The sequence below is a fragment of the Dactylosporangium fulvum genome, assembly GCF_025137375.1.
Taxonomy (GTDB): Bacteria; Actinomycetota; Actinomycetes; order Mycobacteriales; family Micromonosporaceae; genus Dactylosporangium; species Dactylosporangium fulvum.
Map to the genome: position 1 here is coordinate 1,465,378 of NZ_CP073720.1, position 14,231 is coordinate 1,479,608.

16 protein-coding genes are annotated in these 14,231 nt (G+C 70.1%); 9 read left to right on the plus strand and 7 right to left on the minus strand.

The annotated features are described in order from the left end of the window. Positions 1-64: 64 nt before the first annotated feature. Complete coding sequence (locus Dfulv_RS06860) at positions 65-694, minus strand: DUF4126 domain-containing protein (RefSeq protein WP_259861782.1); 630 nt, start codon at positions 692-694, stop codon at positions 65-67. Positions 695-758: 64 nt separating this feature from the next. On the opposite strand from Dfulv_RS06860, the gene nucS reads away from it, so the two are divergent. Further along, positions 759-1,418 carry an endonuclease NucS gene (gene nucS / locus Dfulv_RS06865; RefSeq protein ID WP_259861783.1) on the plus strand — a complete coding sequence of 220 codons (660 nt, stop codon included), beginning with the start codon at positions 759-761 and terminating at the stop codon, positions 1,416-1,418. 76 nt (positions 1,419-1,494) lie between these two features. On the opposite strand, the gene Dfulv_RS06870 is transcribed toward nucS, so the two are convergent. Next, the gene (locus tag Dfulv_RS06870; protein ID WP_259861784.1) at positions 1,495-3,009 is read right to left on the minus strand and encodes an aldehyde dehydrogenase family protein; all 1,515 of its coding nucleotides are present in this window, start codon (positions 3,007-3,009) and stop codon (positions 1,495-1,497) included. 106 nt (positions 3,010-3,115) lie between these two features. On the opposite strand from Dfulv_RS06870, the gene Dfulv_RS06875 reads away from it, so the two are divergent. Next, complete coding sequence (locus Dfulv_RS06875; RefSeq protein ID WP_259861785.1) at positions 3,116-3,928, plus strand: alpha/beta fold hydrolase; 813 nt, start codon at positions 3,116-3,118, stop codon at positions 3,926-3,928. Between the two features lie 1,253 nt (positions 3,929-5,181). Here the strand turns inward: Dfulv_RS06875 and Dfulv_RS06880 are convergent. The 3 genes from Dfulv_RS06880 to Dfulv_RS06890 are packed head-to-tail and all read right to left on the minus strand — an operon-like array spanning position 5,182 to position 6,833. After that, positions 5,182-5,883, minus strand: coding sequence for an SDR family NAD(P)-dependent oxidoreductase (locus Dfulv_RS06880; RefSeq protein ID WP_259861786.1), 702 nt, complete (start codon positions 5,881-5,883; stop codon positions 5,182-5,184). A gap of 30 nt (positions 5,884-5,913) precedes the next feature. Continuing rightward, a complete protein-coding gene (locus Dfulv_RS06885; protein WP_259861787.1) occupies positions 5,914-6,420 on the minus strand; it encodes a MarR family winged helix-turn-helix transcriptional regulator in 507 nt (168 codons plus the stop codon). Between the two features lie 56 nt (positions 6,421-6,476). Further along, on the minus strand, positions 6,477-6,833 hold the full coding sequence (locus Dfulv_RS06890; protein WP_259861788.1) for a DoxX family protein: 357 nt from the start codon (positions 6,831-6,833) through the stop codon (positions 6,477-6,479). A gap of 201 nt (positions 6,834-7,034) precedes the next feature. Here Dfulv_RS06890 and Dfulv_RS06895 point away from each other — a divergent pair, with 201 nt between their 5' ends. From Dfulv_RS06895 to Dfulv_RS06925, 7 genes are all read left to right on the plus strand, one after another. After that, complete coding sequence (locus Dfulv_RS06895) at positions 7,035-7,451, plus strand: DUF7144 family membrane protein (protein WP_259861789.1); 417 nt, start codon at positions 7,035-7,037, stop codon at positions 7,449-7,451. Between the two features lie 97 nt (positions 7,452-7,548). Then, a complete protein-coding gene (locus tag Dfulv_RS06900; protein WP_259861790.1) occupies positions 7,549-8,502 on the plus strand; it encodes an alpha/beta hydrolase in 954 nt (317 codons plus the stop codon). A 9-nt stretch (positions 8,503-8,511) separates the two neighbouring features. Beyond that, positions 8,512-9,012: a DUF456 domain-containing protein gene (locus tag Dfulv_RS06905; protein ID WP_259861791.1), complete on the plus strand. Its 501-nt coding sequence runs from the start codon at positions 8,512-8,514 to the stop codon at positions 9,010-9,012. 45 nt (positions 9,013-9,057) lie between these two features. Next, positions 9,058-9,828, plus strand: coding sequence for a maleylpyruvate isomerase family mycothiol-dependent enzyme (locus Dfulv_RS06910; protein ID WP_259861792.1), 771 nt, complete (start codon positions 9,058-9,060; stop codon positions 9,826-9,828). Between the two features lie 81 nt (positions 9,829-9,909). Then, positions 9,910-10,137 (plus strand): hypothetical protein, encoded by a 228-nt coding sequence (locus Dfulv_RS06915; protein WP_259861793.1) that lies wholly within the window; start codon positions 9,910-9,912, stop codon positions 10,135-10,137. Positions 10,138-10,165: 28 nt separating this feature from the next. After that, complete coding sequence (locus tag Dfulv_RS06920; protein ID WP_259861794.1) at positions 10,166-11,953, plus strand: 3-hydroxyacyl-CoA dehydrogenase family protein; 1,788 nt, start codon at positions 10,166-10,168, stop codon at positions 11,951-11,953. Positions 11,954-12,075: 122 nt separating this feature from the next. Then, complete coding sequence (locus Dfulv_RS06925) at positions 12,076-12,405, plus strand: hypothetical protein (RefSeq protein ID WP_259861795.1); 330 nt, start codon at positions 12,076-12,078, stop codon at positions 12,403-12,405. Here Dfulv_RS06925 and Dfulv_RS06930 read toward each other — a convergent pair. Beyond that, on the minus strand, positions 12,396-13,397 hold the full coding sequence (locus tag Dfulv_RS06930) for a glycosyltransferase family 2 protein (RefSeq protein ID WP_259861796.1): 1,002 nt from the start codon (positions 13,395-13,397) through the stop codon (positions 12,396-12,398). The two genes, Dfulv_RS06925 and Dfulv_RS06930, sit on opposite strands and share 10 nt — an antisense overlap. After that, the gene (locus Dfulv_RS06935) at positions 13,394-14,215 is read right to left on the minus strand and encodes a glycosyltransferase (RefSeq protein ID WP_259861797.1); all 822 of its coding nucleotides are present in this window, start codon (positions 14,213-14,215) and stop codon (positions 13,394-13,396) included. Before Dfulv_RS06935 ends, Dfulv_RS06930 begins: the two co-directional genes overlap by 4 nt. Positions 14,216-14,231: the final 16 nt, after the last annotated feature.

Here is a 14,231-nt window from a genome sequence, read left to right on the forward strand (position 1 = left end):
CTTCGACATGCTGCTCCCCGTGGCGACGGCCCTGGCCCGCGAGGTGCGCTGAACGGCGCTTCGGTCAGGACGGTCTGTAGCCCTGGGCGTGGGCCCACTTCGCGGCTTCCTTCTCGGCCTTGCGGCGCTTCCGGCGGCGCAGCAGCCAGCCGAATCCGAGGAAGAGCAGCAGCAGGAACAGCAGGACCAGCACCGGCAGGACGATCGCGATCACCGACAGCAGCACGCTGGCGACGTCCTCGACGGTGCTGGCCACCGGGGCGCCGAAGCCGACCGTCGTGGCGTTGATGACCGGCCGTGACACGGCCTTCATGCCGTGCACGCCGAGTGAGATCGCGCCGCCGACGACGATCGGGATCCATTGATGGCTGCTGAAGAAGTCGCCCGGGTCGGTGACCGTCACCGTCGAGGAACTCGACGCCGCGCCGAAGGCGAGCCCGCCCGCCGTCGGCCGGACGAAGGTCTGGATCACGTCATTGACGTGGTCGACCACCGGCACCTTGTCGGCGACGAACTCGATGGCCAGCAGCACCGCGACGATCGCCAGTGTCCAGCCGTTCTCCATCCACGCCCAGTTGGAGGGCAGGGTGATGAGGTCGGTGTACCGCGCGAGCACGCCGATGGCCAGCAAAGGGATGTACGCGTTCAGCCCCGCCGATGTCGCCAGGCCGAGACCGGTCAATGACTCCAACACGCCCTCAGCATGACACCGGGACGCCAATCCGGCTGGTTCGGGATGCTCCGCGTAGGCTGTCGCGGTGCGTCTTGTCATCGCCAAGTGTTCGGTCGACTACATCGGCCGGCTCACGGCCCACCTGCCGCCCGCGACCCGCCTCCTGCTCATGAAGGCTGATGGTTCGATCTCGATCCACGCCGATGACCGGGCATACAAGCCGCTCAACTGGATGAGCCCGCCCTGCCGGCTGGAGGAGTCCGAGGGCCTGTGGAAGGTCGTCAACAAGGCCGGCGAGGAGCTGCGGATCACGATCGAGGAGATCCTGCACGACTCGTCGCACGAGCTGGGCGTCGACCCGGGCCTGGTCAAGGACGGCGTGGAGGCCCACCTGCAGGAGCTGCTGGCCGCCGCGCCGCAGACGCTCGGCCAGGGCTTCACGCTGATCCGCCGTGAGTACATGACGGCCATCGGCCCGGTCGACCTGCTCTGCAAGGACGGCGAGGGCGCCACGGTCGCGGTCGAGATCAAGCGCCGCGGCGAGATCGACGGCGTCGAGCAGCTGACGAGATATCTCGAGCTGCTCGGCCGTGATCCGCTGCTGGCCCCGGTGAGCGGCATCTTCGCCGCCCAGGAGATCAAGCCGCAGGCGCGGGTGCTGGCCGAGGACCGGGGCATCCGCTGCGTGGTGCTCGACTACAACGCGCTGCGCGGCATCGAGCGGGACGAGCTGACCCTCTTCTGATCGTTTGCCGGCTGTGCCGACCCTTCGTGGTAGGAAAACTTGGCCTATGACCCAAGTTTTCCTACCACCGGGCGGGTCAGCTGTTCTGGTGGGACCGGCCGTGGACCAGGCGGACCACCTTGACGATCTGGGCCATGGTTTTCTCGGTGCGGTCGAAGGTCATGGCGGCCAGGACCGTCGGGCCGCGGCGCTTCACGATCGCCTTCGGGCGGGTGAACTCGCGCAGGCCGTCCTCGCCGTGGATGCGGCCGAAGCCGGAGCCGCCGACGCCGCCGAAGGGCAGTGACGGCATCCCGGCGAACGTCAGCGCCGAGTTCACCGAGGTCATCCCGGACCGGATCCGCCGCGCGAGGTCCACGCCGCCCGACTTGGCGAACACCGCGCCGCCCAGGCCGTATCCGGTGCCGTTGGTCAGCCGGACCGCCTCGTCGGCGTCGCGGACGCGGGTGATCGTCAGGGTGGGGCCGAACGTCTCCTCCTGTACCGCCGCGGCATCCTCCGGCACGTCGACCAGGATCGTCGGGCTGACGAACGGCGGCCGGACCGCCTCGGCGCCGCCGAGCACCGCCCGGCCGCCCCGGGTGAGGGCGTCCTCGATGTGCCGGCGGATGACGTCGATCTGGGACGGCATGGTGATCGGGCCGATGTCGGCCCCGGCGTCCGCGCCGACCTGGAGCTTCGCGGCGCGGGAGACCACCCGGCCGAGGAAGTCGTCGTAGACCGCGTCGGCGACGTAGACCCGCTCGATGCCGACGCAGGTCTGGCCGGCGTTGGTCAGGCCGCCCCAGACGCAGGCCGCCGCGGCGGCGTCGAGGTCGGCGTCGGCGGCCACGATCATCGAGTCCTTGCCGCCGCACTCGAGCAGCACCGGGGTCAGCGACTCGGCGGCCGCGGCCATGACCTTCTTGCCGGTGGCGGTCGAGCCGGTGAACGCGATCTTGTCGACCCCGGAGCGGCACAGGGCCGCGCCGACGTCGCCCATGCCGTGGACGATCTGCAGGACGGGCTGCTCGGGAACCACCTCGGCGAACCGGTCGACCAGCCACTGCCCGACCGCCGGGGTGTACTCGCTGGGCTTGAAGACGACCGCGTTGCCCGCCGCCAGCGCGTAGGCGATCGAGCCCATCGGGGTGAGCACCGGGTAGTTCCACGGGCCGATGACCCCGACGACACCGAGGGGGAGATACTCCAGGTACGACGTGTGCTCCTTGAGCAGGAGCGAGCTGCTGACCCGGCGCCGTCCGAGGACCTTCCGCGCGTGCTGCGCGGCCCACGCGATGTGGTCGACGGCGGCGATGGCCTCGACCAGCGCGTCGGCGGTCGGCTTGCCGCCCTCGCGGTGCATGAGCTCGGCGAGCTCGTCGATGCGGTTGGCGAGCAGGCTGCGGTAGGCGAGCAGTCGCCGCCTGCGACCGGCGAACTCCAGGCCCGCCCACCACGCGGCCGCGTCACGGGCGCGGGCCACGGCGACGGTGAGATGATCAGGGGAGGCGACCGGGAATCGGCCGACCTCCTCGCCGCTGGCGGGGTTGGTCGAGATCAGCGAGCCCTCGTCGATGGCGGGGACGCCGGGAGTTCGCGTGACGGTCATGGCGCGAGTGTAGACCCGGAAATTACTCACAAGTAGGCCGCGGATCCATGTCGAGGACCGAAGTGGCGCTCCGACCGGTTGGCAAACGACGAGCCAGGAGAAACCGATGAAGACCGAGACCCTCACCGTGCCGGGCGCCACCATCTACTACGAGGTCCGTGGCAGTGGGCCCGTGCTGCTGCTGGTCTGCGGCGGCATCTACGACGCGGAGGGCTTCGCGGGGCTGGCCGACGGGCTCGCCGACAGCCGGACCGTCGTCACCTACGACCGGCGCGGCAACTCCCGCAGCCCGCTGGACGGCCCGCCCGCCAGGCAGAGCGTCGAGGAGCACGCCGACGACGCGTACCGGCTGCTCGCCGCGGTCGGAGTGACCGAGGACGAGCCGGCCGAGGTGTTCGGCAACAGCTCCGGCGCGACGATCGCCCTGGAGATGACCGCCCGGCACCCCGAGCTCGTGCGCACGGTCGTCGCCCACGAGCCGCCGAACTTCGAGCTGCTGCCGGACTTCGACCGGTTCCGGACCCTGACGCGACGCGTCGAGGAGACCTACCGGCAGGCCGGCTGGGGCGCGGCGATGGGCGTGTTCGGCGAGGGCATGGGTGAGGGACACCAGGACGCCGGCGAGCCGCCGTCGCCGGAGTTCGCCGCGCGGATGCAGAAGAACGTGGAATTCTTCGTCGGTTACGAGGTGCCGCCGGTCGGCGCCTACCTGCCCGACCTCGACGCGCTGCGGTCCGGCGCCACGCGCGTGGTGCCCGCCGTCGGCGCCGCGAGCACCGGCGAGCCGCCGAACCGGGTCGGTCTGGAGCTGGCCACCCGGCTCGAGACGACCGCCGAGGTCTTCCCCGGCGGCCACGGCGGCTTCGGCGACGCCGCGAACTTCGGCCCGAAGCTCCGCGAGGTCCTGGACCGCGAGTAGGGCGCGGGTGGGGCGTCTTCGCGGTACTCCGCTGGGGGATGCACGCGCTCGCCCGGCGTGTGGGCTCACCGCACAGGCCACCCTCAACGCCGTCGGAGTCGAGGCGATCAACATGGCGGCCTCGGCAAGTGGCGCTGGCCGTGGGTTTCGACGTTCTTCGTCGCGTCCGCTGCGCCCTTCAGGGTTCAGCATCCATGATCGCGAACTTGCCGCAATCATGGCCAAGCGCCGGGGCGAAGCGCGCGGGACCGAGCGGCCAGTTTCATGATCGCGAAGCGTTTGTGTAGCCAGGGGTGCACAAACGCTTCGCGATCATGAAACTGGTGGCCGAACCGCCCGACCGCGCCCAGCCGCGGCACTCGTGATTGCGGCCGCGGCGGAGCCGGGACTGTCAAGATCTTTTACCGTCCCGTGGAGTCTCCTCGATCATGGTCGATGGGGGTTGTTGTCGTGGGTTCCGGCCGGTTTGTGGCCGTGATCGCGATGAGTTCGCGACCACGAGTGCGGCGGTTGAGTCTGGCCGGGGTGGTGCGGCTGCGGTCGTAGATCAAGGGAAACTTCGGGCTGCCTGGATAGCCAGATGTTTCCGATGATCAAGGAACCCGGGTCGGGCCAAGCGCGGAGCGCGGCCCGGCCCCGTGCCACGGGTGTCGCGGCCCGGCCCCGTGCCACGGGTGTCGCGGCCCGGCCCCGCGCCACGGGCGTCGCGGCCCGGCCCCGCGGTGCGGTTTTGTGGCCGGCCTGTGGCGCGGCGCCGCTTGACACGGTTCTTTGCATGATCACGGAGACTTGGTGCACCCCTGGAGCCTGTCGCGCAATTCGGATCCCTCGCGCGTCAACCCCGACAACCGCGCCGATCTTGGAGTTGTGGTCCTTGACAAATCCGGACAAATTCGGAGGTTCATGGCGCCACAACTCCAAGATCGGCGCGTAGTTGGGCCGCCAACGCTGTCCCAGCGAATTGCGCAACAGGCTCCCTGGCTACACCAAGTCTCCGTGATCATGAACTATGACCGGCCGTGCTCGGCGTGATCGCGAACGCATCGCGATCACGAGCCACAACCGGTCAGGACCCACGCGGCAACGCCGAGTCTCCGCGATCACCTGTCCGGCCGGCGGCCTGCGGGGGTGCAGCCCGCGCGACCGGATCTGTCACTGATCAATGATCGTTAGTCCGAGTCGACCGGAAAACTCCGTCCCGGCCGGCACCCCGACAGTCCCGGATGCGCCGTGCGCGAGTTGTGAACCAGGCCTCAGGAAGCGTGCTCCTTGAGGATTCGTTCGGCGACGGCGACCGGCTCGGCGAGCTTGCCCTCGGTGTGCGCATCGACCCACCGCTGCTTGCCGGGGAAGTAGATGCCGGACCCCGCGGCCCGGCGGATGCTCTCCTGCATGCCGGTGTCCATCATGCCCGGGTCGATGTTGACGACGCTGATCCGCTCGTCGTTCTGCACCTGCGAGCCGACGACGTCGATGAACGTCTCGCCGGCGGCTTTTGTCGTGCAGTAGAGCGCCCAGCCGTCGATGATCCGCCGGGCCGCGCCCGAGGAGATGAACAGCACCCGCAGGCGCGCGTCGCGCGGCGCGGCCCGCAGGAAGGTGTTGGTCAGCACGATCGGCGCGGTGAGGTTGACGGCGATCGCGTTGGTGATGGCCTCGGTGGTGAGCTTGCCCACCTCGCCGATCGGGTCGACGACGGCGGCGTTGTGGATCAGCACCGCTTCGTCGGAGCCCCGCAGGAACGAACGCAGGGTGTCGTGGTCCGGGAGCCAGTGCGCGTCGGCCAGATCGGTGGAGAACAGCATGACGTCGGTGGGTCGTTCGTCACGCTGTTCTTGTTGGTCGGGGGTGAAGTGGCGCCCGACCGCCAGGATGCGGTCACCACGCGCGTTGGCCACGTCGAAGAAGGCGGCACCCAGGCCGCGGGACACTCCGGTGATCACGACGGCACGCATGCGGTCACTGTATTCCTGTCGCGGCGGCATTTATACGGCCCGGGCACCGGGGGCCGGTGGCCCCTTCGGCGCACCGGGACAGGTCTCGCCCAGCTTACCTGCGATCGTGCCGAGTGCGTCGGCGAGCGCGGTGGTCTGAGCGCGGTCGAGGTGATCGAAGATCAGCCGGCGCACGTCGGCGAGATGGGCGGGCGCGACCTCGTCGGCGAACCGGCGGCCGGACTCGGTGATCCGGGCGATGGTCACCCGTCCGTCGCAGGCGTCGCCGGTCACCTCGACGTATCCGAGGTCGACCAGCTTGCGCATGCGGTGGCTCAACCGGCTCGCCGTCATGTTCATCTTGCCGGCCAGGTCGGACAGGCGCAGCCCGTCGTCGGCGTTGCTCAACGCCGACAGCAGCCCGTATTCGACGTGGACCAGGCCGTGCGGACGGAACGTGCGCTCCAGTTCGGGGAATCCGACGAGCACGACGGCCAGCAGCGACAGCCAAGCGCGTTGCTCGGTGTCGTCCAGCCATCGCGGCTCGTCGTCGCTCATGCCATCCATGGTGCCTGGATCTTGCCGGGTGAGGCCAATGACGGGTCCGAAACGCGTCAGAAGCGGCCGATCGCGATCACCACGGCGAGGGCGCCGAGGATCACGTTGATCAAGATCACCTGGTACTCCTTGGCGCGCACGTGATCGGCGACGGCAAGGACCATGATGAGCGCGAGGCCGACCGCGGCGAGGGGTGTCAGGATCGTCGCGATCCCGGTGGCCCAGGGCAGGATGAGCCCGAGGCCGCCCAGGAGCTCCGTCGTGCCGATGAACTTGACCGTGCCCGGCGTCCGCCGCTCGACCCAGGTCATGTTCTTCGCGAGTTTCTCCTTGGGCTGACTGGCCTTCATGGCGCCGGCCATGATGAAGGCCGCGCCCAGCAGGCCCTGCAGGATCCACAGGAAGACGTTCATTCCGGCTCCTCGTGATTGAAGCTTCAAGTTCTCGGCGCCTCACGATAGGGTGGTCGTACTTGAAGCGTCAAGCATTCTTCGGGTCGACCGACGTCGGGCGCACGCCGTCATGCTCCCGGCCACCCGGCCGTAGGTCACGGGACGAAATGTCCCGACGTCCGGGTGACGGAGGTTCACCCAGGGTCGGCCGACCGTGGCGGCATGGATACCACTTCCAGCTCGATGCGGCAGCGGTCCCGCTGGGTCACCGGCTTCGCCGTCTTCGGCGGCAGCATGATGATCGTCATCGGCATCTTCCAGATCGTGGTGGGCCTGACCGCGATCTTCGAGGACACCTTCTACGTGCTCAGCGACAACTACCTCTTCGGCTTCGACGTGAGCACCTGGGGCTGGATCCACCTCGCGCTCGGCGTGATCGTCGCCGCCGGCGGCGTCGGGGTCCTCGCCGGGCAGGTGTGGGCCCGCGTGCTCGGTATCGTGCTGGCCGCGCTGAGCGCCGTCGCCAACTTCCTATTCCTGCCCTACTATCCGCTGTGGTCGATGCTGATCATCGCCGCCGACGTCGCGGTGATCTGGGCACTGACGAAGTATGGGCGCGACGAGGCCATCGTCCCCTGAGACAGTGTGGCCGGCCCACATGTGACCCGGCGTCACCCGGTGCGAATATGCGGTGATGCACGTCACCACACACGGGCCCATCGACGGTCCACCCGTCTTGCTCATACACGGCAACTGCTCCTCGTCGGGATTCTGGGAGCCGCTGATCCGTCACCTGCCGCCGGGGTGGCGGATCGTCGCGCCCGACCTGCGCGGCTACGGCGCCTCGGAGGCGTTGCCCGTCGACGCCACGCGGGGACTGCGCGACTTCGCCGACGACGTCGCCGGCCTGCTCGACTCCTTCGGCGGCGCCCGGCCGGTCGTCGTGGGTCACTCGCTGGGCGGGGGCGTGGCGATGCAGTTGCTGCTCGACCACCCCGACTCGATCGCCGCCCTGGTGCTCGAGTCGCCCGTCTCGCCGTACGGCTTCGGCGGCACCCGTGACCTGGACGGCACGCCCACCACACCCGACTTCGCCGGCACCGGCGGCGGCTCGGTCAACCCCGACTTCGTCCGCCTGCTCGCCGCCAAGGACCGCGGGACCGACGATCAGGCCAGCCCGCGCAACGTCATGCGGGCGTTCTACGTCGCCGCGCCGGAGTCCTTCGGCGACGACGAGGAGTTTCTGCTCGACACCATGCTGTCCACGGCGACGGGCGAGGACAGTTACCCCGGGGACGCCTCGGCGAGCGAGCACTGGCCCAACGTCGGCCCCGGCACCCGCGGCGTCCTCAACACCTTGTCGCCGCGCTGGTTGAACCTGTCCGGCATCGTCGACCTGCCGGTCAAGCCGCCGATCACCTGGATTCGCGGCGACAAGGACGCGATCGTGTCCGACGCGTCGTTCTTCGACCTGGCACAGTTGGGCAAGCTCGGCCTGGTCCCCGGCTGGCCGGGTGACGAGGCGAGCCCGCCGCAGCCGATGGTGGGCCAGACCCGGGCGGTGCTACAGCGGTACGAGCTGAACGGCGGCACCTTCCGCGAGATCGTCTACGACAACTGCGGCCACTCGCCGCACATCGAGCGGCCGACCGAGTTCGCCGCCGTGCTGAAGGAGGTCGTCGGCGCTTAGAGTGCTCGCGTGGATCTGACCGACAGCAGCTGGCTGGTCTCGTTCATCGCCGGCGCCGCGGTGATCATCGGTGTCGTCGGCGTCATCATCCCCATGCTCCCCGGCCTGGTCCTGTGCTGGGCCGGGGTGATGGTGTGGGCGCTCCTCGGTGGCCACGGCGCCGTCGGCTGGACGGTCGCCGCTGCGGCCACCGTCGTGCTGGTGCTGGGCTTCGTCGCGAAGTACCTCGTGCCGGGGCGCAACCTGAAGCGCGCCGGGGTGTCCAACCTGACCCTGCTGCTCGGCGGCGTCTGCGGCCTCGTCGGCTTCTTCGTCATCCCGGTCGTCGGCCTGGTGATCGGCTTCGTGCTCGGGATCTACGTGGTCGAGCAGATCCGGCAGAAGGATGCGCGCCGCGCGTGGACATCGACCAAACACGCCCTCAAGGCCGCTGGCGTGTCGATGCTCATCGAACTCGTCACCGCGCTGGTCATCGCCGGAATCTGGGTCGCCGGCCTGCTGACGGTGTGACATCTTGCTACGGATTTTGTCGTAGGCGTCTGGCAAAGTGACGGGATGGAGATCGGTCGGCACATCGACGCCTTGGAGCGCGCCGGGCTGGACTTCGTCGACGCAGCGGAGAAGGCCGGGTTCGACGCGCCCGTTCCCACCTGCCCCGAGTGGACCGTTCGAGAGCTGGTGCAGCACGTCGGTTATGTCCATCGCTGGGCCGCCACCTACGTCCGGGAGTGCCGCACGGTGGTGCTGACCGACGACGAGGAGGAGGCCGCCGTCGGCCCGATGCCGGGCGACGCCGACCTCGTCGCCTGGTTCCAGGCCGGACACACCGAGCTGGTCGACCTGCTGCGCGCCGCACCCGGCGACCTCACCTGCTGGCACTTCCTGCCCGCGCCGTCGCCGCTGGCGTTCTGGGCCCGTCGGCAGGCCCACGAGACGACGATCCACCGGGCCGACCTGCAGGGCGCCGTCGGCACGATCGGCGGTGTCGAGGCCGACGTCGGCGTCGACGGCATCGACGAGTTGCTCATGGGGTTCTACGGCTCGCGTGGCGGCCGCCTGCGCGCCGAGGGGCCGTGCACGCTCTCCGTCGGCGTGACCGACGGGGCCCGCTGCGACGGCCCTCACGCGTGGACCGTCCGCATGGGCCCGGAGGGTGCCGAGATCAGCCGCGGCGCCCCGGACGCCGCCGACTGCACGCTCCGAGGCCCGGCCAGCGACCTCTACCTGGCGTTGTGGAACCGGCGCGCCACCGCCGACCTCCACGTCGACGGTGATCCGGCGGTCCTCGATCTCTGGCGCTCGCGGGCCACGATCCGCTGGACCTGATTTTTTGTCGTACTGTCCTGGCACGATCCCGGCCACGGACACAACGCACGACGGTCGCCACGACTTCGACTTCATCTTCGGGTGACGAGTGGCTGGACTTTCCTCGTGACCTCGTCCGCCGAGCCGATCTTCAGCGGGCTCGGGCACGCCGGGTCGGCGGACACGGCCCGCTGGGAGCAGGCGTTTTCCGAGGACGGCGGCGCGACCTGGCGCACCAACTGGATCATGGATCTGACTCGGGTGGTGAGCGGTATCCCACAGGGTGCGCCCGCCCCCTCGGCTCCGGCGGCATGGGAGACTCGCCAGTAACCTGAGCGGTCGTTAGAGAGGTCTTGCGATGGGGCGCGAGTTTGCATCCGTGGGCGTGGTCGGCCTTGGCACCATGGGTGCCGGCATCGTCGAGGTCTTCGCCCGCAACGGGCTGGCGGTGATCGCGGTCGAGATCAGCGACGCGGCCCTGCACCGGGGCGAGGAGATCCTGCGGGGCTCGATCGACCGCGCGGTGAACCGCGGCAAGCTCTCCGCCGAGGACCGCGACACGCTGCTCGGCCATGTGACGTTCGCCGTCGGGCTCGACGCCCTGCGTGACGCCGACCTGGTGATCGAGGCGGTGCCCGAGCACCTCGACCTCAAGCAGCGGATCTTCGCCGAGCTCGACCGGGTCTGCAAGCCCGAGACGATCCTCGCGACCAACACCTCCAGCCTCTCGGTCACCGAGATCTCCGTCGCGACCGGCCGGCCCAACCAGGTGGTCGGCATGCACTTCTTCAACCCGGCGCCGATCATGAAGCTCGTCGAGGTGGTCCGCACGGTCGTCACCGCCGAGGACGTCGTCACCGACGTCGAGGCGCTCTGCACGCGGCTCGGCAAGGTCGACGTGACCATCAACGACCGGGCCGGCTTCATCGCCAACGCGCTCCTGTTCGGCTACCTCAACCAGGCCGTGTCGATGGTCGAGGCCAAATACGCCACCCGCGAGGACATCGACGCCGCGATGAAGCTGGGCTGCGGCCTGCCGATGGGGCCGCTCGCCCTGATGGACCTGATCGGGCTCGACACGGCCTACGAGGTCCTCGACACGATGTACCGGCGGGGCGGGCGCGACCGCCGTCACGCCCCGGTCCCGCTGATCAAGCAGATGGTGACCGCCGGGCTGCTGGGGCGGAAGTCGGGGCGGGGCTTCTACACGTATGAGAAGCCCGGCTCGCCGGTGGTCGTGCCCGACGAGTTCACGCCGCGCGCCGACGCCGAGACGGGCGGCACCGCCCGTAACGTCGCCAAGGTCGGCGTCGTCGGCTCCGGCACGATGGCGACGGGCATCATCGAGGTCTTCGCCAAGGCCGGGTTCGAGGTCGTGTCGGTGACCCGCGGTGCCGAGAAGTCGGCCCGGGTCTGCGAGGCGCTGAAGACGTCGCTGAACAAGAGCGTGGTCCGCGGCAAGCTGACCGAGGAGCAGCGCGACGCGACGATCGGCCGGGTCACCTGGTCGGCGACGCTCGAGCACCTGTCCGACGTCGACCTGGTCGTCGAGGCGGTGGTCGAGGAGCTGTCGGTCAAGAAGGCGCTGTTCGCGTCGCTCGACGAGATCTGCAAGCCGGGTGTCGTCCTGGCCACCACCACGTCGAGCCTGCCGGTCATCGAGTGCGCGGTGGCGACCGAGCGGCCGGCCGACGTGGTGGGGCTGCACTTCTTCAACCCGGCGCCGATCATGGGCCTGGTCGAGGTCGTGCGCACGATCCGCACGTCCGACGAGACGGTGGCGACGGCGGCGGCGGTCTGCCGCACGCTGGCCAAGCACGCGGTGGTCTGCGCCGACCGCTCGGGCTTTGTGGTCAACGCGCTGCTGTTCCCGTATCTCAACGACGCGGTCAAGATGGTCGAGGCCTCCTATTCCACGGCCGACGACATCGACCACGCGATGAAGCTCGGCTGTGGCTACCCGATGGGCCCGTTCGAGCTCCTCGACGTGGTCGGCCTGGACGTGTCGCTGGCCATCCAGCGTGAGCTCTACCTCGAGCTCCGCGAGCCCGGCTTCGCCCCCGCCCCGCTGCTCGAGCACCTGGTGACCGCCGGCTACCTGGGCCGCAAGGTCGGCCGCGGCTTCCGCGACTATTCGAAGCGCTGACCCGGCGATCGGGCGGCAGGTCAAGTTGATCGTGGCGCGTTCTGGTCGTCCTGGCAGCCACAACGCTCCACGACCGCCGCATGATCAGCCAGCCGCGACCACGTGATCGGTACGCTGAAGAGGTGAGCCCCCGTCGCAATCATCCTCGCCGCGACGCCGAGCCTGAGCCGCTCGACGTCGAGCGCATCAAGCGTGGCGTCGGCGGGGTGCAGGCGTGGAGCGACGGAGAGTGGCAGGTGCGCAACATCCCTGCGAGCGCGGCCGCCAAGCCGTACCGCTGCCCGGGATGTGACCACGAGATCGCGCCCGGGGTTCCGCACGTCGTCGCCTGGCCCGCCGACGAGCGCGGCGATCTCACCGACCGGCGGCACTGGCACACCGGGTGCTGGCGCGCTCGCGACCGCCGGACTCCCAACGTCCAGCGGTCGCGGAGCGCGCCCCGCTACGGGTGACGGTCGCCGACCGTTTCTGCCGGAGCGGGAGCCGCCGAAACCGGCGACGGTGACGACTGCGCGGGGACGGTCGGAACCGCGGGTGCCGGGGCGGGCCAGCCCGCCAGCCAGGTCGCCCGCTGCCGCCAGACGTCACGCCAGCCCTTGCCGGCCAGTGCGCGCAGCAGGACGCCGGCGCTCAGCAGGAGCCGGGCCTTCTTGGCGCGGTCGGCCGGCCAGCGCAGCCGGACGTACGTCGTCTTGCCGCGCAGCACCATGATCCGCTTGTTCACCGTGCTCGACGCGGCGCCGCCGACGTGGAGCAGTTGAGCGTCGGGGACCAGGACCGGGTGGGCGCCGTGCTGGCGGGCCCGGGCGCTCAGGTCGATGTCCTCGCTGTACATGAAGTAGTCCGGCGTGAAGCCGCCGAGCTCCTCCCACAGCGGACGGTCGATGAGCAGCAGGCAGCCCGAGACCGCCGGCACCTCGCCGCCGATCGCGCGGTCCAGCGCGGGCAGCTCGTCCGGGTTGAACCGGCCCGACTTGCGGAAGACCGAGGACAGGCCGGTCGCGAAGCAGAGGTACCCCCACAGGCTCGGCAGCGCGTGCACCGAATGCCCGTCGTCGGTCCGGTCCGCGCGCAGCGTCCGGCCCGTGTAGATCCGGTGGTCCGGGTGTGTTGCGGCGAATTCGACCAGGGTGCGGATCACGTCGCCGATCGGCTCGGTGTCCGGGTTGATGAGCAGGATCCAGCGGCCCCGGGCGTGTGCCGCGCCGAGGTTCACCGCGTTGCCGAAGCCGACGTTGGTCGGCTGGCGCAGGACCCGGACCTCCGGGAACGCGTGCTGGATCGCGGCCGCCGAGTTGTCGGTCGACGCGTTGTCGACCACGATCACCTCGATCGGCACCACCGTGCCCGCCTGCAGGGCGGCGAGGTTCTTGAGCGTGTGTTCGCGGGTGTTGTACGAGACGAGGACGACGCTGACGAGCGGGTCCTGGTTACGGCTGTTCACTGCGAGACTCCGACGCTGGTGCGAGTGGATGAGTCGTGGCCCCAGCCGACCTGGCTCCGGCGGGCGGCACGCGAAGCAGCGACGGTCAGTGCGACGTAGCCTACGGCCGCCGGCAACAACCAGGGCCGGGGAAGGACCACGTCGCGCAGCCACGAGGAGCGCGCCGCCGGGCGGGCGGCACCCGCGGCGCGCAGGGCGGCGTTACCCGCACGCACCCGCGCCAAACGTCGAACCAGGTCGGAAGTGCGCCGCGGGGTCTCCACGACCGCCACCACGGTCGGCGTCTCGGCCTTCTCGCCGGGGCCGAAGAGCCCGTCGAGGAACAGGTCGTCGGCGACGACCTCCGGGAACGTGTCGAAGCGGGCGCGTCCCTCTTCGGACAGCATGACAACACCGCGGCCGTAGAGGGCGTCACGGTACGCCGGGAGCCGCCCGTTGATCGCGCTGTGCGCCCGGACGAGCAACGGCCGCTTGCGGGTGTCCAGGGTCCGGTGCGCGGTCGCGGCGAGGAGCCCCGGTGTCGAGGACAGGAAGGACGCCAGCGCGCGGATGTCGGCGGCGGTCAGCGGGATGTCGGCGTCGAGATACACGCGTGGGAAGCCCACCGCGACCGCGTCGCCGGCGTTGAGCGCGGCGGACTTGCCCGGCTCCGGGCGGTCGACGACCCGGACGCCGGGGCGCGCGGCGGCGACCGCGGCCGTGTCGTCGGAGCAGCCGTTGGCCACGACGGTGATGTCGATGTCCGGGGCGAGCAGTCCGTCGAGGCACCGGCCGATCACGGCTGCCTCGTTGTGGGCGGCGATCACGATCGAGATCACTGATGGCTCCAAGAGA

Bases quoted from the DNA above. Each gene is read 5' to 3' on its own strand.
- Dfulv_RS06875 (WP_259861785.1), top strand. From the start codon at position 3,116: ATGAAGACCGAGACCCTCACCGTGCCGGGCGCCACCATCTACTACGAG.
- Dfulv_RS06910 (WP_259861792.1), top strand. From the start codon at position 9,058: ATGGAGATCGGTCGGCACATCGACGCCTTGGAGCGCGCCGGGCTGGAC.
- Dfulv_RS06895 (WP_259861789.1), top strand. From the start codon at position 7,035: ATGGATACCACTTCCAGCTCGATGCGGCAGCGGTCCCGCTGGGTCACC.
- Dfulv_RS06880 (WP_259861786.1), bottom strand. From the start codon at position 5,883: ATGCGTGCCGTCGTGATCACCGGAGTGTCCCGCGGCCTGGGTGCCGCC.
- Dfulv_RS06885 (WP_259861787.1), bottom strand. From the start codon at position 6,420: ATGAGCGACGACGAGCCGCGATGGCTGGACGACACCGAGCAACGCGCT.
- Dfulv_RS06920 (WP_259861794.1), top strand. From the start codon at position 10,166: ATGGGGCGCGAGTTTGCATCCGTGGGCGTGGTCGGCCTTGGCACCATG.
- Dfulv_RS06890 (WP_259861788.1), bottom strand. From the start codon at position 6,833: ATGAACGTCTTCCTGTGGATCCTGCAGGGCCTGCTGGGCGCGGCCTTC.
- Dfulv_RS06870 (WP_259861784.1), bottom strand. From the start codon at position 3,009: ATGACCGTCACGCGAACTCCCGGCGTCCCCGCCATCGACGAGGGCTCG.